Raw genomic sequence first — 18,855 nt, forward strand, 5'->3', positions numbered from 1 at the left:
CTGTTCAGGGATTAGGCTAAGCTCTGGCTCATTAATGCATTAAATACGATGCATACGTATGTTTTTAGTAAAAATGCACTGTATAGGATGCAGGTGAGGCCCATGGAAAACCTTGGCGAACTGATCAGATCGCTGCGCAAAGAACGCAAACTGACGCAGCAGGCACTGGCGATCCAGTACGGGATGAGCCGTGCCACTATCTCGGGCATCGAGAACAACTCCTTGTCGGAAATCGGTATCCGCAAGGTCGAAGCCATCCTTAATGGCTTTGGCTACGAGCTCACGGCGGTACCTAGACAATCCCGGCGTGCGACATTGGACAGCCTGAAAAAGGTTAACTTCCATGAGTGACGCGCTGGATAAGCAACGTTTGCATGTCAGTGTGTCCGGTTCTCCGGTAGGGACCCTGGGTCGCGGTCAGTCGCGCGATGATTCAGTGTTCAGTTATGCCGATGACGCGCAAGAAACCCACGCCGTCTCGTTGACCATGCCCGTTCGCCTGGAGAGCTATGCCTGGGCGCGCGGGTTGCCGCCGGTGTTTGAAATGAACCTGCCGGAAGGCGCGCTGCGTGAGGAACTGGTGCGTCGATTCAGCAAGGCGATTCGCGGCTTTGATGACTTCGCGCTGTTGGCGATCACTGGCCCTTACCAGTTGGGACGCCTGGGACTTTGCGAGATGGGCAGTGCCACTCCCCCACTCCCAGACACCCGCCTCGCAGACCTGCTGGTGCATGATGGCGCCCAAGGCCTGTTTGAAGACCTGTTGCACACTTATGGCCAGTACTCGGGGGTCTCCGGGGTGCAGCCCAAAGTGCTGTTGCGCGACAGTGCTGCCCCCATAGACCGGCTGACCCATCGAGGGGCCACCCATCTGGTCAAGACCTTTCGCCCGGAGGAATACCCGGAGCTGGCGGCAAACGAGTACTTCTGCATGCGCGCAGCGCTGCATTCGGGGCTTGAGGTGCCTGGATTCGAACTGAGTGAGCGCGGGAAATTCCTGGTCGTCGAGCGTTTTGATCTGAATGACCAAGGCTACCTGGGCTTCGAAGATTTCTGTGTACTCAACGCTTGGCCTTCCAGGGCCAAGTACGATGGCTCGTATGAAGGGGCTGCCAAGCAGATCAAGGCGTTCGTTTCTCCGCACTTGTTGGGCCAGGCCCTGGAGTCGTTCTTCAAGATTGTCGCGTTGTCGGCGGGCCTGAAAAATGGCGATGCACACCTGAAGAACTTTGGTGTGTTGTATCCCGACTGCAGTGCTGCGGCGCCCATCAGCTTCGCCCCGGCCTATGACATCGTCACCACCTCGGTCTATATCAAGACCGATAGCATGGCGTTGCTGTTGGGTGGCTCAAAAGCATGGCCCAAATACAAAATGCTGATGCGCTTTGGGCGCTCGGCCTGCAACCTGACCGAGGGCCGTTGCCATGAACTGTTACAGCAAGTGGTTCATGGCATGGAGTCGGCGATGGTCGAGATGAGGGATTACATCCGCAGCAATCGGGGTTTTGCCGAGATAGGCAAGGCCATGCTCGAGCAATGGCAGGCCGGCACTGAGCGCAGCCTGGTGAAGGGCTGATCAGCGCAACCCATCGCGAAACTGCCCCGGTGTCATTCCGGTCCAGCGCTTGAATGCGCGGCTGAAGCTGCTGGTGTCGGCGAATCCCAACAGATAACTGATTTCGCTCAACGAGCACTGCGGGTCGCGCAGGTGCAGCAGGGCCAGGTTCTCGCGGCTTTCGTTGAGCAGGGTGTCGAAGCGACAGCCCTCGTCCGCCAGGTGCCGTTGCAGGCTGCGCAGGCTCAGGTGCAGGGCCTGGGCGATGCGTTCGGCGCTGGGTTCGCCTTCGGGCAGTTGCTCCTCGATGGCGTCGCGAACCTTGCGCTCCCAGGTCAGTGGCTTGAGTTGCGCCAGGGTGCGCTTGAGCACGGTCTCGTTGTGCTCGGCCAGTTCCGGGTTGGCGTCGTCCAGATGACTGTCGAAATCCTCCAGGGAAAACTCCAGGCGATCCTCTTCTGCGGCGAAGTACACCGGTGCGCGAAATACCTTGTGCCAGGGATGGGGGTCGGCCGGCTCCGCACGCCGCAAGTACACCGCCAGTGGCGCGTATTCGCGGCCCAGGCGGTTGCGGCAGGTGCGCACATAGATCGCGGCGAAGGCATCGAGGGCTTCGGGAGCCGGCGCCGGGCTGTCGGCGGGGACTTTGAGGGTGAAGCAGTAGCGGTCCTCAGCCCGGCTCAAGTGCAGTTCGAGGGCATCACTGACGACCTGGTGATAACGCACGATGCGCTCGAACACTTCGCGCAGGCTGCCACTCGCCACCAGCGCATAGCCCAGTGCGTGAAAAGTGGTCGGGCTGACGAACCGCGAGACCCGTAGGCCGATCGCCGGGTCACCACTGGCCTGGACGGCCAGTTCCCACAGGCGCGTGGTGGCCGAGAGTGGATACCGCGCGTTGGGGTCGTCCATCAATTGTGGGTCGAGCCCGGCTTGCCGGCACAGCACATCGCTGTCGAAGCCCAGGGCATCGAGTTGTTTGCGCAGGGCGCGGGTCCAGCTGGCGAGTGAGGTGGGTTCAATCATGATGATTGGCGCTTCCGGTCAACAGGTTGGCGTTCACAGCTAGCGCCCAACGCGACCGCACAGGGCAGGATGCGAACATCAATAACCAGAGGATGGAAGCATGCACGGTACTTCTGCAAGTCCGGAACGCCTGAATGCACAACAACGATCGGCGCATATTCGTGAAGTGGTGCTCGCCAAGGGCGTCGAGCTGCGCCAGCGCTACCCGCTCCTGCTGCATCAGGATGCGCTTGGCGCCGGCATCCTGGCCTTTGCCCTGGCCGGGATGGTCGGTTCGGCGGCGCTGTACATCAGCGGGCACATGGCCTGGTGGGTGTGCCTGCTGCTCAACGCTTTTTTTGCCTCGCTGACCCATGAGCTGGAGCACGACCTGATCCACAGCATGTACTTTCGCAAGCAGCGGCTGCCGCACAACCTGATGATGGGACTGGTCTGGCTGGCGCGCCCGAGCACCATCAACCCGTGGATCCGCCGTCACCTGCACCTCAATCACCACAAGGTATCCGGCACCGAGAGCGACATGGAAGAGCGCGCCATCACCAACGGTGAGCCATGGGGCATCGCTCGGTTGCTGATGGTCGGCGATAACCTGATGTCGGCCTTTATCCGCATGCTGCGGGCCAAGACCTGGGCGCACAAGCTGAGCATTGTCCAGCGCAGCCTCAAGGTCTATGCGCCGCTGGCACTGCTGCATTGGGGCGCCTGGTACGTGTTCCTCGGCTTTCACGGGATCAACGGTATCGCCTGGCTGATGGGCACTGCGGTGGAGTGGTCAGCGAGCACATTGGCGGTGATGCAGGTGATCGATATCGCCGTGGTGGTGATCATTGGTCCCAACGTGCTGCGCACCTTCTGCCTGCACTTCGTCAGTTCGAACATGCACTATTACGGCGATATCGAGGCCGGTAACGTGATCCAGCAGACCCAGGTGCTCAACCCGTGGTGGATGTGGCCGATGCAAGCGTTCTGCTGCAACTTCGGCAGCAGCCACGGCATTCACCATTTTGTGGTCAAGGAGCCGTTCTACATCCGCCAGTTGACTGTGCCGGTGGCACATAAGGTGATGCGTGAGATGGGGGTGCGGTTCAATGATTTCGGGACCTTCGGCCGCGCCAACCGGTTTACCCGCAAGGAGCAGGTGGCGGGGGAAGAAGTGCGTACCGTGCGGGCTTGATGGGTTGTCTGTAATGGCTCCATCGCGGGCAAGCCCGCTCCCACAAATGGAGGGGGTGTATGCAAAAAAGCTAGCCCCAACAACCATTGTGGGAGCGGGCTCGCCCGCGTTGGCGGTGTGTCAGGCCACTTCAGTCCGGCTGGAACGGTGAAGCGCTGAGGATCACCCCGGTCTCCTCCACATACCTCTGCCAATGCCCGATCAGCGCGCTGAGCTTGTCGGGCTGGCTCGCTGCCAGGTCGTGGATTTCCCCCGGGTCGCTGCCCAGGTCATACAGCTGCCAGGTTGCCGGCCCGACTGGCCCGGGGATGTACACCGCCTTCCATTGTCCCTGGCGAATCGCCCGCCGACCGAACAGTTCCCAGCCAGTCACCGTGTGCTCGTCGTGGACCTGGGTGGTCTCGCCAGACAGGAACCCCAGCCACGATTTACCGCGCAACTCGGCCACCTGCTTGCCGCGCCAGACTTTACCCGGATGGCGTACGCCGGCCAGGTCGAGAATGGTCGGGGTGATATCCATCACCGTGGAAAATCCATGGCTGATCCGCCCCTTGAGCGCAAGCGCCGGGTAGTGCACCAGCGCCGGCACGCGGATCCCGCCTTCGGTGGTGAAGGCCTTGAACAGGCGTGATGGCGCGGTGGCAGTCTGCGCCCAGTTCGGCCCATACCAGACGTAGGAGTTGGCGCGGCCAATGTTGTCCAGGCTGTTGTCGTAATGCTGGTTGAGGTAGGTCAGCAGCTCCGGGCCGAACTTGGGAAACGCTTCGAGCAACGCGCCTTCGGCTCCGTTGTCGGACATGAACAGGATAAAGGTGTTGTCCAGCTGGCCCTGGTTGCGCAGGTAGTCGACCACCCGGCCGATGTTCCAGTCCATGCGTTCGACCATCGCCGCGTAGACCTCCATGGCTCGCGCGGACACCTGCCGCTGTTCGTCGCTCAGGGCTTCCCATTGGGCGCTGAGCGCGAGCACTGGATGCGGTTCGACATCGGCGTCGATCAGGCCCAGGGCCTTGAGCTTTTCCAGGCGTTCCTGGCGCAGCACTTCGGGGCCGGCGTCATAGCGGCCACGGTATTTCTCCACCACCTCGGCCGGTGCCTGCAACGGCCAGTGTGGCGCGGAAAACGGCAGGTAGGCGAAGAACGGCCGGCTCTGGTCACGCTCCTTGAGGTACTGCAGCAACTTGTCGCCGAAGGCATCGGAAGAATAGAAATCCTTGGGCAACTGGTCGATCAATCGATCGTCTTCGATGTACAGCGCTGGCGTCGATTTCAACAGGCCGGGGGTCTGCTCATCGTAGGTCGGTTCAAAACCGTAGTGGTTGGCCGCCCCTGGCAGCAACGAGAACGAACGCTCGAAACCACGGGCATGGGGCGCCAGTTCGGCGGTCAGGCCCAGGTGCCATTTGCCGCTCATCAGCGTCTGGTAGCCAGCCTCGCGCAGCAGTTCGGGCAAGGCCACCACACGGTCGTTGAGGTAGCCTTCGTAGCCCGGCTTGCCGATCAACTCGGGCGTCAGCGCTTCGGCCATGGTGCCGATACCGGCGATGTGGTGGTCGGTGCCGGTGAGCAGCATCGAGCGGGTCGGCGAGCAGGTTGGTGCGGTATGAAAATCGGTCAGGCGCAAGCCGTTGTTCGCCAGGGCGTCGAGGTTCGGCGTGGCGATTTCACCGCCGAAGGCGCCGAGGTCGGAGAACCCCAGGTCGTCGGCCAGGATTACCAGGAAATTGGGACGTTGCGGCATCAGGGACTCCTCGTTAGCAAGCAATGAACGTCAGCGGCAGGTTGCGGATCTGCTCGGGGACGGGCGGTTGGTAGTGGTCGTCGCTGGTCAATTCGTGCAGCAACTCTTCGCGCAGTTGATGGAAGTCGAAACTGCTGCGCTGGCGCGGGTGGGGCAGGCTGATGTTGACCACCTGCTTGATGCGCCCGGGGCGCGGCTCCATGACCACCACCCGGTCGGCGAGGAAGATCGCTTCCTCGACATCGTGGGTGACCAGCACCGTGGTGATCCTGGCCCGGCGGCGGATCGCCAGAAGCTCATCCTGCATCTGCTGGCGGGTCAGTGCGTCAAGGGCGCCAAAGGGTTCGTCGAGCAGCAGGATCCGTGGGCTGGCCACCAGCCCGCGAGCGATCGCCACCCGTTGCGCCATGCCGCCCGAGAGCTGGTGCGGGTAGGCGCGGGTGAAGTCGCTGAGCCCGACCAGGGTTATGAAATCAGCGATCCGCCGTTGCCGTTGCGCCGCGCTCAACGGTTCGTTGACCAAGCCCAGGCCGATGTTTTCCTCGACCGTCAGCCAGGGAAACAGGCGGTGTTCCTGGAACACGATGCCGCGCTCGCCGCCGATCCCGGTCACGGCCTTGCCGTCGACGCTGATGTGCCCGCGAAATTGCGTGTCCAGTCCCACCAGCAAGCGCAGCAGGGTGGACTTGCCGCAGCCGCTGGAGCCGACAATCGCGACAAACTCGCCCTCGGCGATGTCCAGGTTGAATTCGCGGATCGCTTCCAGTTCGACGCCATCGACGTCGAAGGTCTTGCCCACGTGGTTGAAGCTGACAATCGGAGCGGTCATGCGTGCCTCCAGCGCGTAGCGCGGGTTTCAAGGAGTTGGCCAAGCAGGTTGAGCAGGGCGCCGGTCAGGCCGACCAGGAGCATGCCGGCCATGATCAGGTCCATGCGCAGCAGTTGCTGGGCGCCGATCATCTGGCTGCCGATGCCGCCGTTGGACGGCATGAAGTACTCAGCGCCGATGGTCCCGAGCCAGGCATAGATCAGGCTCAGGCGCAGCCCGGCGAAGATCCCCGGGGCGGCCCCCGGCAGGATCAGTCGCCGCAAACGCTGGCGCAGGTTCAGGCGCAACACCCGCGCCGCTTCATCGAGGTGCGGCGAGAGATTGGCAACGCTGCGCTGGGTGGCGATGAACAATGGAAAGAACGCGGCGAGGGCAACGAACACATACTTGGCCGCTTCCCCCAGGCCGAACCAGGCGGTGAGCAGCGGCACCCAGGCGAAAATGGCGATCTGCCGGATGGCGGCCAGGCTCGGCCCGAGCAAGCGCTCACTGAACGATGACAAGCCGAGCAACAGGCCCAGTGCAAAGCCCAGGCCCCCGCCCAGCAGCAATCCGCCGAGGGTCCGGCTCAGGCTCAGGGCCATGCCCCCCAGCAGCGTGCCATCGCCCAGGCCGCCCACGGCAGTGAGCAGCACGGTCCAGGGGCTGACCAGGATATTGGCATCGACCCACGCCTGATCCGTCGCCACCTGCCACACCACCAGCAAGGCCAGCGGCAGCAGCCAGGGTTGCAGGCGTTGCCAGCCCTGGTAGCGCGGGCCCCGGGTAATCTGTGCGGTGGGTGGGTGTGGCCAGTGCACCAGCTTGCGGTCCAGCAGGCCGATGCCGCGATCCATGGCCACGCCAATCACGCCGATCACCACGATGCACACGAACACGATGTCGAGCATGAACAGTTGGCGCGCCCAGACCATCAGGTAACCGATGCCTTCGCTCGAAGCCAGCAACTCGACCGCCAGCAAGGAGGTCCAGCCGGCCGCCAGCGCCAGGCGCACCCCAGCCATGAAGGCCGGTAGGGCCGCCGGCAGGACCAGGCGGCGGATCAACAGGTGACGGGGCAGGCGCAACACGGCGGCGGCCTCACGCAATTTCGGCTGCGCGTCACGCACCCCGACCAAGGTGTGCAGGGTTACGGGGACTACGATGGCCTTGATCAGGACCACCAGTTTCAACACTTCACCGATGCCGAAAAACACCATGAACAGCGGGATCCAGGCCAGGGTCGGCACCTGCGCCAAGGCAGCGAAAGTGGGGAACACCAGGCGCTCCAGACGCCGGCTGAAACCCAGTGCGGCGCCCAGAACGGCACCCGCGCTGATCCCCGCCAGCAGGCCCCAGAACAGGCGCTGCAGGCTGATCGCCAGATGACTCCACAACTCACCACCCGCCAGTTCCACCACGCTGCTCCAGACCAGCGTCGGCGGTGGCAGGATCTGCTCGCTCATCCACTGATTACGGCTAGCCAGCCACCACAGGGCAAACAGGCCCAGAGGCAGCAGCCAGGGCAGGACGCGCTGGCTGAGGTTCGGCCACAGCCGGCGCGGGTTCAACGGCGGGGCGGCCAGTGGCAGGGTCAGCAGGGAAACACGGGCCATGGGTGATCTCCGTTGTCGGGATGGGCAAAGTCTTTTTATGTGAATTTGATCTATTAAAAATAAAATCAATGCTATTGGGAGATAAGAGAAGCCATTTAAGGCCTGTCCCTGCCACGCATCCAATGCATTCGAAGAATATTTTTGATGCTGTTGCTGCATACCGCGCTGAGAGCAGCGTTTTGGCTGGTGTATGCGTTTTGGTTATTAAAATGTGAATTTTTAGTATTTAAATCTTTAGTCCGACTGTGCCTACTTTCGGCTCCTAAACGCCCGTCGTAATCAGGAGCCGCACCCTATGAACACTCCCTTCAAACGCGTCATCAATCTGTTTGCCGCGGGCGTGCTCGCTGGCCTGGCGTTGAATGTCAGCGCCGCCGAACTTACGCAAATCCGTATCGCCGTGCCCGACCTCAGTGCCGGCACCCAGCACAGTGGAGGCGGGCTGACCGATGTGTTGCGCACCCAGCAGATTTTCGAGAAAGCCTTTGCCGAACAGGGCGTCGAGATCCAGTGGAACTACTTCAAGGGCGCGGGCCCGGTGATCAATGAAGCCTTCGCCAACGGGCAAGTCGACCTGGCGTACCTGGGTGACCTGGCAGCGATTATCGGCAAGTCCAACGGCCTCGATACCCGCTTGCTCAGCGCCACGGCGCGGGGGATCAAGCACTACCTGGGCGTGGTCCCGGGCTCGGGGGTCAAGACCCTGCAAGACCTCAAGGGCAAGCGCGTGGCGATCTTCCGTGGTACCGCCAGCCAGCTGTCGTTCGATGCCGCACTGGCCAGCCAGGGCCTGAGCGAGAAGGACTTCAAGGTCATCAACCTGGACTTCAACGCGGCCGTGGCGGCGCTCGCGGCCAAGCAGATCGACGCCTCGTGGGGCGGCTCCGGGCTGACCGCGCTGCAGGCCCGGGGCCTGGCCGAACTGCCGCTCAACACCAAGGATCTGGGAGGGGCGGGCAGTATCCAGGCGGTACTGGTGGGCAGCGGCAAGTTTGTCGACGAGCATCCCGAAGCCGTGGCCAAGCTGCTCAAGGCCCAGGAACACGCCGTGCAATGGCTGACCCAGGACAGCAACAAGGACGCCTACATCGTACTGGTCTCGGGTCTGGCCAGCTACCCGCCGCTGATTCTGCAGCAGGACCTCAAGGACCAGAAACTCAGTGAGGTCTTCCCCTCGACCCTGGACCCGGTGTTCCTCGGCAAATTGCAGGACGCCGTTGACCTGGCCGCGCAGCAGAAGCTGATTCGCAAGCCGTTCAAGGTCAGTGAGTGGGTGGCGCCACCGTTGGCTGCGGCCAAATTGTAAGGCCGCGATTAAACCGCCACGGCCATGTCCTGTTTATCTACCGCCACCAGGGTTTCGATCAGTGCCCGCGCCGCCGGTGACAAGCGAAAGCCGGTGCGGCTGACGATGCCGCAGCGGGCGTTCATGCTCTCGATGTTCTGCGGCAGGTTGCGCCAGTGCAACAGCGCCAGCGAGCCCTGGGCGATGTCTTCGACAAAAGCTTCTTCGGTGCCGACGCCAATTGCGTTGGACTGCAGCACGATCTTCACCAGCGCCGGAAAATGCTCGGTCTCGATGGTCGGGGAAAAATCGGTGCGGCCGCTGAGGTTGGCCAACAGTTTGCGAATGCCCGGCGGGATCAGGGTGGTTGCCAGCGGGTAGTCGAACATGTCGTTGGTCGACAGGCTTTCCTTGGCCAGCAATGGATGCCCCGGACGGCAGAAAAACACCCCGCGCTTGGGGGTCAGGGCGCGCGTCTGGAAGTTCGGGTCGGCCTCGAAATGGCGGATGTCGGCGATGAAAAACTCGATCTCTTCACGGCTCAGCGCACGGCTGAGTTTTTCCCAGTTATCCACTTGAAAACAGGTGCGCACCTTCGGGTGCGCGTTGACGAATTGCGCCACGGCATCCGGCACCAGTTTCACCGCCGGCGCCGGGCCACAGCCAAAGTGCACTTCACCGGCATCGAGCTTGGTCATCTGCGTCACTTGCGCGCTGAGCAACGCCGCGCCCTGGACCAGGGTCAAGGCGTGTTGCAACACCACCTGGCCCTCGGGGGTGGGGCGCAGGTCCTTGTTGCCGCGGTCCACCAGCACGCAACCGAACTCCTGCTCCAGGCCCTGGATACTGCGGCTGAAGGCCGGCTGGGTGATGCCCATGGCGTCGGCGGCGCGGACAAAACTGCGGTGCTCGTTGAGGGCGATGAAGTAACGCAACTGGCGAAGATCCATATGCTTTTCCGGCATCCTAAAAATAGCTCGAAGGCATTTGCGACGAGGGTTGCCTGAGGTTTTAAATGCAAGCTCTTATTCCGTCAACGAAGCATGTGAATATCTATTAGACCTAAATTGAATATAGATAGAGCGTTGTTTCGCCGTCGGCAAACCGTCAGCAGTCCGATCGAGGGTGTCCCCATGAGCAATGCCGCTTTCGCTGTAAAACCTGCAGTCCACGCGCTTGAAATCCATCCGGTGGCTGGCCGTATCGGTGCCGAGATTCGAGGTGTGCAGCTCTCCGGTGAGCTGGATGCCGCCACTGTCGAGGCGATCCAGCAGGCGCTGCTGCAGTACAAAGTGATCTTCTTCCGCGAACAGACCCACCTCGACGATCAGCGTCAGGAAGCCTTTGCCCATCTGCTCGGCGAGCCGGTGGCGCACCCCACCGTGCCGGTGCGCGACGGCACCCGCTACCTGCTCGAGTTGGACGGCGCCCAGGGCCAGCGGGCCAACTCCTGGCACACCGACGTGACCTTCGTTGACGCCTACCCGAAGGCTTCGATCCTGCGTTCAGTGCTCGCCCCTACTTCCGGTGGCGACACGGTCTGGGCCAATACTGCCAGCGCCTATGACGAGCTGGCGCCGGAACTGCGGGCGCTGGCCGACCAGTTGTGGGCGGTGCACAGCAACGAATATGACTACGCGGGCGTCAAGCCGGATGTCTCGGCGGAAAAGCTGGAGCGCTATCGCAAGATCTTTACCTCAACCGTGTTCGAGACCGAGCACCCGGTGGTGCGCGTCCACCCGATCAGTGGAGAGAAGAGCTTGTTGCTGGGGCACTTTGTCAAACGCATCAAGGGTTATTCCCAGGCCGACTCGGCGCACCTGTTCAACCTGCTGCAAAGCCACGTCACGCGCCTGGAAAACACCGTGCGCTGGCGCTGGCAGGCAGGTGATGTGGCGATCTGGGACAACCGCTCGACTCAGCATTACGCAGTGGATGACTACGGCACCCAGGAGCGTATCGTGCGCCGCGTGACGCTCAGGGGCGAGGTGCCGGTGGGGGTAGCGGGGCAGCGTAGCCAGACCATCCGGGGTGCTGAGATTAGCGTTGTTTGACAGGGCTTCATCGCGAGCAGGCTCGCTGCCACAGGAATTGGTGCAAGGCCTGTGGGAGCGGGCGCTCGCTTGCGGGCTGTTCGCGATGTTTTTTCACCACACGCCGATCTGCACCATTTTCTCAGTCTGTGGCTCACCGTAGCGAAACCGCTGGCCGCGCAGATCAATTTCCGGATGGCTGATGGTGGTCCGGCGCTTCAGCCCTCGCAGCCATTCGAACAGATACCCCGCATGCTCTTCGCGCACGGACGCATACGCCGGGTCGGCACCGAGATCGCGCAGCTCCTGCGGATCATTGTGCAGATCAAACAACTGCGGCCGGAAACCATCGTACGCCAGGTATTTCCAACGCTCGCTGCGCACCATGGTCATGCGGCAACGGTCGATCGGTTGCGCCAGGCGTTCGCGGGCCGGGGCCTGGAACGCATAGTCGTATTCGCTGATGGCGTAGCGGCGCCAGTCAGTTGGTGCGCCATGTAGCAGCGGGATCAGCGAGCGGCCTTCGAGGCGATGCTCAGCTGTCGGCAAGCCCAAGGCCTGAAGGAACGTCGGCAAGGCATCGATGGTTTCCACCAGGCGCTCATCCACCGAACCACGGCTGACGTGCGCAGCGGCTCGCGGGTCGCGCACGATCAATGGCACACCCACCGCCGGCTCCAGCAGGAACTCCTTTTCTCCCAGGTAATGGTCGCCGAGAAAGTCGCCGTGATCGCTGGTGAACACGATCAAGGTGTCATCCCAGCGGCCGTTGCTCTGGAGGAAGTCGAACAGCCGCCCGAGCTGATCGTCCACCTGCTTGATCAGGCCCATGTAGGTCGGGATCACATTCAAGCGCACCTCGTCCCGGGAGAAGTTCAGGCTCTCTTCGTGTTGGCGAAAGGCGGCATACACCGGGTGGTCGCTCTCCTCACCCGCGGCCGCGCGCACGGCGGGCAGCACCTGGTCTGCGCGGTACAGCGCGTGGTACGGCGCGGGTGCGATGTACGGCCAGTGCGGCTTGATGTACGACAGGTGCAGGCACCAGGGTTGTTCCTGTTGTTCGCGGATAAAGTCGATGGCGCGGTCGGTGGTGTGCACGGTTTCCGAGTGCTGCTCGGGAATCCGCGCGGGCAGGTGAGCGTTGCGCATCTTCCAACCGCTGCGCAGTTCACCCTGCTCATCCGCACCGGCATTGGCCCATTCGTGCCACGGGTTGTTGCCGCCGAAGCCGAGGTCACGCAGGTAGTGGGTGTAGGGCGCCGATTCGCGTTTGTCGTCGAACAGCGGGTCGTCGGGGAAAATCCCGTCGTGGCGAAAGTAGGGTTCGAAGCCGACCTCGTTCAACACCTCGGCCTCGGCACTGGCCGCGTCGATGGCCAGCCGTTGCTGAGCGTCCAGGTTGGGCGTGGCGTGGGTCTTGCCGACCAGCGCGGTGCGAATGCCGTGGGGCCGCAGGTAGTCGCCGATGGTCAGCTCTTCAAGGGGCAGGGGCACGGCGTTCCACGCCACTTGATGGCTGCTGACGTAGCGCCCGGTGTAGGCCGACATCCGCGACGGCCCACAAATCGTGCCCTGGGTATAGGCGCGACTGAAACGCACGCCGGCCGCGGCCAGGCGATCGATATTCGGCGTGTGCAGATGGGGGTGGCCGTAGCAGGACAGGTAATCGCGGCGCAGTTGGTCGCACATGATGTACAGCACATTGCGCACGGGGGGTTGGGCATTGGACATGGGCGTCACCGATCGAAAGACAGGTGAGGGATTTCGCCTTGGGCAGCGGGTTGGGGCAAGTGCATTCGGGGAATGGTTTTGATGCAGTGACTGCAACAGCAAGGCTTGCCCGCGATGACATTCGCTTAGACCGCGACGTACTCCAGCGAACACACGTCCTCATCCCGCTCATCAATCGCCTTGATCTGTTCGATCATCGCCTCGGCCAGCGGCGATAGCCGATACCCCGCGCGGCTGACGATCCCATAGCGGGTGTACAGCTCCTCCAGGTCGTCGGCCAGGCCTTCGACTTTCAGGCACACCAGGTCGCCTTTGGCGTGATGCAGCGCATCGCTGTAGGCGCCGACAATCCCGATGGCATCCGAGCGCAGCACCACGCCCAGCAGGCTATAGCTGTTTTCGCATTCCACGTTGGGTGTGAAGTCCGGGCGGCCGCTGAGGTCGACGATGACCTTGCGCAGGTTCGGCGGGCGAATGGTCACCGCCATCGGGTAGCTCATCAACTGCGCCGCGCTGACCGAGGCAAGACCCGCCAACGGATGCCCGGCACGGCAGCAGAAATGCCATTTGCGCGGGCGCAGGCGTTGGGTCAGGTAGTCCGGGTTGGCTTCGAACTGGCGGGTGTCGGCGACGAAAAATTCGAACTCGTCGCTGAGCAGGCGTTTGCACAGGCTTTGCCAGTCGTCCACCTGGAACTGTACCCGCGCCTTGGGATAGCGCCCGATGAAGCTGCCGATGGCCCGGGGAATCAGGCCGGCCGCCGGGGCGGGGCCGCAACCGAAGCGCAGCTCTCCGGCTTCCAGGCCATTGAACTGACTGATCTCGTTGGCCATTTGCTGCGCACCGCTGACCAGTCGCCGCGCATGTTCGAGCAGCACCTGGCCCTGTTTGGTCGGCGCCAGGTCCTTGCGCCCGCGGTCCACTAATTGGCAGCCGACGCTGTGCTCCAGCGCCTGGATGCTGCGGCTGAACGCCGACTGCGACAGGTTCACCGCCTGGGCACCCGCGACGAAGCTGCGCTGATCGGCGAGGGCGATGAAGTGCCTGAGTTGGCGCAGATCGATATGCATTTTTCACATAAAAAATATCGGGGAAATGCATTGGATATGCATTAGGTCGACTCCTTATAAAGGCAATCTCTTATGCAGTAAATCTTTGTAAAAACATAAATAAATAACTTAAAAGAATATACAGGGTGTGTATTTCTTGACCAGGAGCCGTCCCATGCGTGCATCGAAACTCGCCTCACCCCTAGCGCCCCGACGGCTCAAACGCCTGCCGCTGGCCCTGTTACTGGCTGGCAGTGCGAACTGGACCCAAGCCTATGCCGCCGACACCACCGGCGCTGAACCCGGCACGCCGGCAGCTACCGCCACGGGCAAGACCAAGGCCAGCGGCGGACAGTTGGAGACCGTGACCGTCACCGCGCGACGCCGTGAAGAAAGTGCGCAGGCCGTGCCGACCCCGATGAGTGTGATCGGTGGCCAGGCCCTGGAGAGCCAGCGGGTGTATCGCATCCAGGACCTGCAGCAACTGGTGCCCAGCGTCAACGTGGCCTACATGCATGCCCGCCAGTCCAGCGTGTCGATCCGTGGCCTGGGCAACAACCCGGCCAGCGACGGCCTGGAAGGCAGCGTCGGCCTGTACATCGATAACGTCTATCTGGGACGCCCGGGGATGGCGGTGTTCGACCTGATGGACATCGAGCAACTGGAGGTTCTGCGCGGGCCCCAGGGCACCTTGTTCGGCAAGAACACCACGGCCGGGGTGATCAATATCAGTACCCGGGCACCGAGCTTCACCCCGGAGCGCAGCATCGAAACCTCGGTCGGCGAAGACGGCTATTTCCAGACCAAGGGCACGATATCCGGGCCGCTCAACGACGAACTGGCGGGGCGTTTTTCGGCCTATCGGACCCGCAGCGACGGCGACATCAAGAACGAGTACGACGGCCATGACTTGAACGGCGGTTCACGCGAGGGTTTTCGTGGGCAGCTGCTGTACAAGCCCAACGAGAGCTTCAACCTGCGCTGGATCGGCGACTACAACGAAGAAGACTCGAGTGCCGGCACCCGCGTGCTCTACAGCACCGGGCCGACCATCAATGGGGTCAATGTCTACCAGGCGCGCGCTGCGGCGGCGGGGGCGACGTTGGTCGACGGCAGTCATCGCAAGGTCAATCTGAACAACGACCAGCACGTCACAGTGTTCCAGGGCGGTACCTCCCTGGAGGCCAACTGGACCTTGCCGAACGACTTCACCCTGACCTCGATCAGTTCCTATCGCTGGTGGAATTTCACCCCGCGCAACGACGATGGCTTGAATGTCTCGGCCACCTACAACGCCGGCGTGTCGGTGGAAGACAAGCAGTACTCCCAGGAATTTCGCCTGGCGTCGCCCACCGGCGGCTTCTTTGACTACGTGCTCGGGGCCTACTACTTCGGTTCGAACCTGGATAACCGCTCCTTCGCCTACTACGGGCCCCAGGCGGATATCTGGAACGGCACGCCACGCGGGGCCCTGGCCAACGTGACGAGCCTTGGCGATGGCCATATCGAAACCAACAGCTTCGCGCTGTTCGCCCAAGGTACCTGGCACCTCACCGAGCGCCTGGACTTTACCGCTGGCCTGCGTGGTACCTACGAGGAGAAGAGCGCCTGGGTCAGTCGTGATGCGCCCCTTGGCGGCGCTGGCGTGACCGGCGCTGCGGCCAACGTGCGCAACGGTCGAACCGGGGCCTACGACTCCGGGGACCTGAACCAGTACAGCACCAGCCCGTCAGGCTTGCTCAACCTCAGCTATCGCTTTACCGATGACTTGCTGGGTTACGCCACGCTGTCCCACGGCGAGAAATCCGGTGGGGTCAACTTGACGGTAGGTTCGGCACCAGTGGCCGGCGCCGACTCCTTGCTGGTGGGGACCGAGCGCGCCAACAACGCCGAACTGGGCTTCAAGAGCACGCTCTGGGACCGCCGCCTGCAGCTTAACGCCAACCTGTTCTGGACCCAGGTCAACGGCTACCAGACCAACGCCTATGACGACGTCAATCGTGTGCAGTACCTGACCAACGCCGGTTCCGTGCGCTCGCGCGGCGTGGAAGTGGAGAGCACCCTGGTGCCGTTGCGCGGCCTGACCCTGAACCTCAACGGCTCGTACAACGACGTCAGCTACCTCTCCTACAAGGATGCCCCATGCCCACCGGAAGTCAGCCTGGCACCGGGCGCGCCGGCGGCGTGCGACCTCAGCGGCCACCAGGTGGTCGGGGCTTCGAAGTGGATCGGCAACGCCAACGGTGAATACAAGTGGAACCTGGACAACGGCCTCGAAGAGTACGTCACCGCCAGCTATGCCTTCCGTTCCAAGGCGGTCGGTACGGTCGAGGACTCCGACTACGGGCAGATCCCCAGCTATGCCGTGGTCAACCTCTCCACCGGCTTTCGCGGCGACTTCCATGAGGGGCAGTGGGATGTCTCGCTGTGGCTGACGAACGCCTTCGACAAGACCTACTACACCACCCTCTGGACCGGCGGCAACGGCGCCTACGAAGGCTTGCTCGGCACGCCGCGAACCCTGGGTGTCACCGGCCGCTACGACTTCTAACCCCCTTGAACAGGAGTTGCACCATGTTGCATACCAAGACCGCGCTGGCGGTGCTGCTGTCCAGCGCCGTGATGGCCTCGGCGGCACTCGCCGCACCGAGTGTCTACCCCACCGGCGTCACCCGTTACGACCCGGCCAAAGCGTACAACCAGTACGTGATTTTCAGCGGCGCGGACAAACAGACCCACCTGATCGATATGAATGGCAACGCCGTGAAAACCTGGCCACAGGCCGGTTTTCCTTCGGCGATCATCGACCCGCAACTGGTGGGCGGCGAGCGCGGACGAGTGTTGCTGCAACTCAGTGACAAAGACCCTGGCAAGCTCGGATCGGCAGGTAACGGCCTGGGCAACCAGAGCGTCGGCGAGCTGGACTGGAACGGCAAGGTGGTCTGGCAGTGGGGCGACCAGGCCCCCGGTGGCGCGGCGCAACAGCACCACGATCAACGACGGCTGAAAAATGGCAACACCCTGGTGCTGGCGAACAAGGTGCATGCAGTGTCGGGTTTCAAGGTGCCGGAGGTGATCGACGATGCGATCTATGAAGTCAGCCCTCAAGGTGAAGTGAAATGGCAGTGGCTGGCGTCCGAGCACCTCACCGAGTTTGGCTTCACACCCGCGCAATTGAAGTTGGTGCATGCCAGCAAGGACCCGGACTACCTGCACATCAACAACCTCAGTGTCGTGGGGCCGAACAAGTGGTTCGACGCCGGTGACAAACGTTTTGCCCCGGACAATCTGCTGATTGACTCACGCAACGCCAACTTCATCGCGATCATCGACAAAAACAGCGGCAAGGTGGTCTGGCACCTGGGGCCGAACCTGCCGCCGATCAACCCGAAAACCGCCGGGCAGGTGCCGCGAGCCGTGGATCAATTCGTCGGCCAGCATGACGCCCATATCATTGGCCCCGGATTGCCGGGGGCGGGCAACCTGCTGGTGTTCGACAACCAGGGTACGGCGGGGTATCCCTCGGTGCCCCTGGGGCTGATCTCGGGCTCACGGGTGCTGGAAATCGATCCGCTCAGCCAACAGATCGTCTGGCAGTACAGCGCCGCCAATTCCAGGCAGCCGGGGTGGGCGTTCTACAGTTCGTTCATCAGCAGCGCGCGGCGCTTGCCCAACGGCAATACCTTGATCGACGAGGGCATGCACGGGCGCTTTTTCCAGGTCACCCAAGGCGGTGAGAACGTCTGGGAGTACGTCAGCCCTTACCTGGGCAAGGCGCCAGGCAGCGACGCGCTGAGCAACTGGGTGTACCGCGCATTGCCGGTGAATTACGACTGGGTGCCGGTGGGCACGCCGCGTTCGGAAACGGCGGTGATTGTCCCGGCCCCGGCGGTCCAGCAGGCCAGCGCCAGTCGCTGAGTCAGGGGCTGATGGAGCTGAGGATCGGCCGCAGGTTCAAGCCCAGCGCCACCAGCAAGGCCCAGCCGGCGAAGTGCTTGAGGCGTGATTCGGTTCGCGGGCCGGCGGGTGGGGTGTCATGCATGGCTCAAGTCCTGGCTGTTCACGAAGCGCCGGCATCGCGCAGCATTTTGGCGATGGTGCTCTGGCCGCGTTGTTCGGCATGTTGCAGCGGGCTGACGCCGTCGTGGTCGGGCAGGTTCAGGTCGGCGCCGGCGCTGATCAGTTGTGCGACGATCTGCTGGTGCGCCGGTCCGCCGTCGGCGAGCACGATTGCTTCCAGCAGGCAGGTCCAGCCCAGGCGGTTGACGTGGTTGAGGTCGACCCCGGCGGCGATCAACATTCGTACGGTGTCGACATGCCCACGCTCGCAGGCGGGGATCAGCGCTGTGCCGCCGTAGCGGTTGGTGCTTTTCAGGTCAGCGCCGTGGCTCAGGGTCAGGGCGAGGATTTGGTTGTGCCCGCTGGCGCCGGCCAGCAGGTAAGGGCTGTCCTGGATCAGGTTCTGCTGATTGACGTCGGCCCCGGCCTCGATCAGCGTACGGGCGATCTCGACCCGGTTGTCGGCGGTGGCCAACAGCAGCGCACTGCTGCCATCGGCCCCCCGGACATTGACCTCGGCACCTTGCTTGAGCAGGGCTTGCACCTGTTGCAATTGTCCGGCGCGTACGGCGTTGAGCAGCGCGTCATCGCTGGCCATCAGCATTCCCCCCAACAGTAATCCGGCGGCCAGCAGGCCGTGTTTGAGCATCGAGCGCAGGGTCATGGGCAACCTCCAAGAGAGCGACTTAAGTATCGCTTCTTGGCGTCCGTTGTCACGGGACAGGCCCACCCAAGCGCTGTGCCCCTGACGTACGGCCCCTCGCTCAGGCTGCCGATG

16 protein-coding genes are annotated in these 18,855 nt (G+C 62.8%); 7 read left to right on the plus strand and 9 right to left on the minus strand.

Features of this window, described 5'->3' with window-relative positions:
• Positions 1-102: 102 nt before the first annotated feature.
• Both QMK50_RS14950 and QMK50_RS14955 read left to right on the plus strand, forming a co-directional pair.
• Positions 103-351 carry a helix-turn-helix domain-containing protein gene (locus QMK50_RS14950; protein WP_159993100.1) on the plus strand — a complete coding sequence of 83 codons (249 nt, stop codon included), beginning with the start codon at positions 103-105 and terminating at the stop codon, positions 349-351.
• Complete coding sequence (locus QMK50_RS14955; protein WP_159993102.1) at positions 344-1,576, plus strand: type II toxin-antitoxin system HipA family toxin; 1,233 nt, start codon at positions 344-346, stop codon at positions 1,574-1,576. The genes QMK50_RS14950 and QMK50_RS14955 overlap by 8 nt, the downstream gene beginning before the upstream one ends.
• On the opposite strand, the gene QMK50_RS14960 is transcribed toward QMK50_RS14955, so the two are convergent.
• On the minus strand, positions 1,577-2,581 hold the full coding sequence (locus QMK50_RS14960) for an AraC family transcriptional regulator (protein WP_095170662.1): 1,005 nt from the start codon (positions 2,579-2,581) through the stop codon (positions 1,577-1,579).
• A 100-nt stretch (positions 2,582-2,681) separates the two neighbouring features.
• Between QMK50_RS14960 and QMK50_RS14965 the strand changes: the two genes are divergently transcribed.
• A complete protein-coding gene (locus QMK50_RS14965; protein ID WP_095170661.1) occupies positions 2,682-3,755 on the plus strand; it encodes a fatty acid desaturase in 1,074 nt (357 codons plus the stop codon).
• Positions 3,756-3,885: 130 nt separating this feature from the next.
• On the opposite strand, the gene QMK50_RS14970 is transcribed toward QMK50_RS14965, so the two are convergent.
• Genes QMK50_RS14970 through QMK50_RS14980 form a run of 3 tightly spaced genes read right to left on the minus strand, consistent with a single transcriptional unit; the run spans position 3,886 to position 7,920 of the window.
• Positions 3,886-5,496, minus strand: a complete 1,611-nt coding sequence (locus QMK50_RS14970) for an arylsulfatase (protein WP_320333395.1) — start codon at positions 5,494-5,496, stop codon at positions 3,886-3,888.
• Between the two features lie 13 nt (positions 5,497-5,509).
• Positions 5,510-6,325 (minus strand): ABC transporter ATP-binding protein, encoded by an 816-nt coding sequence (locus QMK50_RS14975; protein ID WP_320333396.1) that lies wholly within the window; start codon positions 6,323-6,325, stop codon positions 5,510-5,512.
• A complete protein-coding gene (locus QMK50_RS14980) occupies positions 6,322-7,920 on the minus strand; it encodes an ABC transporter permease (protein ID WP_320333397.1) in 1,599 nt (532 codons plus the stop codon). The genes QMK50_RS14975 and QMK50_RS14980 overlap by 4 nt, the downstream gene beginning before the upstream one ends.
• A gap of 295 nt (positions 7,921-8,215) precedes the next feature.
• On the opposite strand from QMK50_RS14980, the gene QMK50_RS14985 reads away from it, so the two are divergent.
• Complete coding sequence (locus tag QMK50_RS14985) at positions 8,216-9,226, plus strand: ABC transporter substrate-binding protein (RefSeq protein ID WP_320333398.1); 1,011 nt, start codon at positions 8,216-8,218, stop codon at positions 9,224-9,226.
• 8 nt (positions 9,227-9,234) lie between these two features.
• Here QMK50_RS14985 and QMK50_RS14990 read toward each other — a convergent pair whose 3' ends face one another.
• On the minus strand, positions 9,235-10,155 hold the full coding sequence (locus QMK50_RS14990) for a LysR family transcriptional regulator (protein WP_095170652.1): 921 nt from the start codon (positions 10,153-10,155) through the stop codon (positions 9,235-9,237).
• Positions 10,156-10,338: 183 nt separating this feature from the next.
• On the opposite strand from QMK50_RS14990, the gene QMK50_RS14995 reads away from it, so the two are divergent.
• Positions 10,339-11,259 carry a TauD/TfdA family dioxygenase gene (locus tag QMK50_RS14995; protein WP_320333399.1) on the plus strand — a complete coding sequence of 307 codons (921 nt, stop codon included), beginning with the start codon at positions 10,339-10,341 and terminating at the stop codon, positions 11,257-11,259.
• Positions 11,260-11,352: 93 nt separating this feature from the next.
• Here QMK50_RS14995 and QMK50_RS15000 read toward each other — a convergent pair whose 3' ends face one another.
• Both QMK50_RS15000 and QMK50_RS15005 read right to left on the minus strand, forming a co-directional pair.
• On the minus strand, positions 11,353-12,969 hold the full coding sequence (locus QMK50_RS15000; RefSeq protein WP_320333400.1) for an alkaline phosphatase family protein: 1,617 nt from the start codon (positions 12,967-12,969) through the stop codon (positions 11,353-11,355).
• Positions 12,970-13,094: 125 nt separating this feature from the next.
• Complete coding sequence (locus tag QMK50_RS15005; RefSeq protein WP_095170648.1) at positions 13,095-14,039, minus strand: LysR family transcriptional regulator; 945 nt, start codon at positions 14,037-14,039, stop codon at positions 13,095-13,097.
• Between the two features lie 154 nt (positions 14,040-14,193).
• Between QMK50_RS15005 and QMK50_RS15010 the strand changes: the two genes are divergently transcribed.
• Together QMK50_RS15010 and QMK50_RS15015 are read left to right on the plus strand one after the other, a co-directional pair.
• Positions 14,194-16,569, plus strand: coding sequence for a TonB-dependent receptor (locus QMK50_RS15010; protein ID WP_320333401.1), 2,376 nt, complete (start codon positions 14,194-14,196; stop codon positions 16,567-16,569).
• Between the two features lie 23 nt (positions 16,570-16,592).
• Positions 16,593-17,936, plus strand: a complete 1,344-nt coding sequence (locus QMK50_RS15015; protein ID WP_320333402.1) for an aryl-sulfate sulfotransferase — start codon at positions 16,593-16,595, stop codon at positions 17,934-17,936.
• A 1-nt stretch (position 17,937) separates the two neighbouring features.
• On the opposite strand, the gene QMK50_RS15020 is transcribed toward QMK50_RS15015, so the two are convergent.
• Entirely contained in the window at positions 17,938-18,060 is a 123-nt protein-coding gene (locus QMK50_RS15020) for a hypothetical protein (RefSeq protein WP_320333403.1), read from the minus strand.
• 18 nt (positions 18,061-18,078) lie between these two features.
• Positions 18,079-18,741 carry an ankyrin repeat domain-containing protein gene (locus QMK50_RS15025; RefSeq protein ID WP_320333404.1) on the minus strand — a complete coding sequence of 221 codons (663 nt, stop codon included), beginning with the start codon at positions 18,739-18,741 and terminating at the stop codon, positions 18,079-18,081.
• Positions 18,742-18,855: the final 114 nt, after the last annotated feature.

It is taken from the genome of Pseudomonas sp. P5_152 (assembly GCF_033989915.1).
Classification (GTDB): domain Bacteria; phylum Pseudomonadota; class Gammaproteobacteria; order Pseudomonadales; family Pseudomonadaceae; genus Aquipseudomonas.

What these genes read in the sequence shown, in the direction of transcription:
- QMK50_RS14995 (WP_320333399.1), top strand. Translation starts at nt 10,339, where the DNA reads ATGAGCAATGCCGCTTTCGCTGTAAAACCTGCAGTCCACGCGCTTGAA.
- QMK50_RS15000 (WP_320333400.1), bottom strand. Translation starts at nt 12,969, where the DNA reads ATGTCCAATGCCCAACCCCCCGTGCGCAATGTGCTGTACATCATGTGC.
- QMK50_RS14950 (WP_159993100.1), top strand. Translation starts at nt 103, where the DNA reads ATGGAAAACCTTGGCGAACTGATCAGATCGCTGCGCAAAGAACGCAAA.
- QMK50_RS14970 (WP_320333395.1), bottom strand. Translation starts at nt 5,496, where the DNA reads ATGCCGCAACGTCCCAATTTCCTGGTAATCCTGGCCGACGACCTGGGG.
- QMK50_RS14975 (WP_320333396.1), bottom strand. Translation starts at nt 6,325, where the DNA reads ATGACCGCTCCGATTGTCAGCTTCAACCACGTGGGCAAGACCTTCGAC.
- QMK50_RS15005 (WP_095170648.1), bottom strand. Translation starts at nt 14,039, where the DNA reads ATGCATATCGATCTGCGCCAACTCAGGCACTTCATCGCCCTCGCCGAT.
- QMK50_RS15020 (WP_320333403.1), bottom strand. Translation starts at nt 18,060, where the DNA reads ATGCATGACACCCCACCCGCCGGCCCGCGAACCGAATCACGCCTCAAG.
- QMK50_RS14965 (WP_095170661.1), top strand. Translation starts at nt 2,682, where the DNA reads ATGCACGGTACTTCTGCAAGTCCGGAACGCCTGAATGCACAACAACGA.
- QMK50_RS14960 (WP_095170662.1), bottom strand. Translation starts at nt 2,581, where the DNA reads ATGATTGAACCCACCTCACTCGCCAGCTGGACCCGCGCCCTGCGCAAA.
- QMK50_RS14990 (WP_095170652.1), bottom strand. Translation starts at nt 10,155, where the DNA reads ATGGATCTTCGCCAGTTGCGTTACTTCATCGCCCTCAACGAGCACCGC.
- QMK50_RS14955 (WP_159993102.1), top strand. Translation starts at nt 344, where the DNA reads ATGAGTGACGCGCTGGATAAGCAACGTTTGCATGTCAGTGTGTCCGGT.
- QMK50_RS15025 (WP_320333404.1), bottom strand. Translation starts at nt 18,741, where the DNA reads ATGACCCTGCGCTCGATGCTCAAACACGGCCTGCTGGCCGCCGGATTA.
- QMK50_RS14980 (WP_320333397.1), bottom strand. Translation starts at nt 7,920, where the DNA reads ATGGCCCGTGTTTCCCTGCTGACCCTGCCACTGGCCGCCCCGCCGTTG.
- QMK50_RS15010 (WP_320333401.1), top strand. Translation starts at nt 14,194, where the DNA reads ATGCGTGCATCGAAACTCGCCTCACCCCTAGCGCCCCGACGGCTCAAA.
- QMK50_RS15015 (WP_320333402.1), top strand. Translation starts at nt 16,593, where the DNA reads ATGTTGCATACCAAGACCGCGCTGGCGGTGCTGCTGTCCAGCGCCGTG.
- QMK50_RS14985 (WP_320333398.1), top strand. Translation starts at nt 8,216, where the DNA reads ATGAACACTCCCTTCAAACGCGTCATCAATCTGTTTGCCGCGGGCGTG.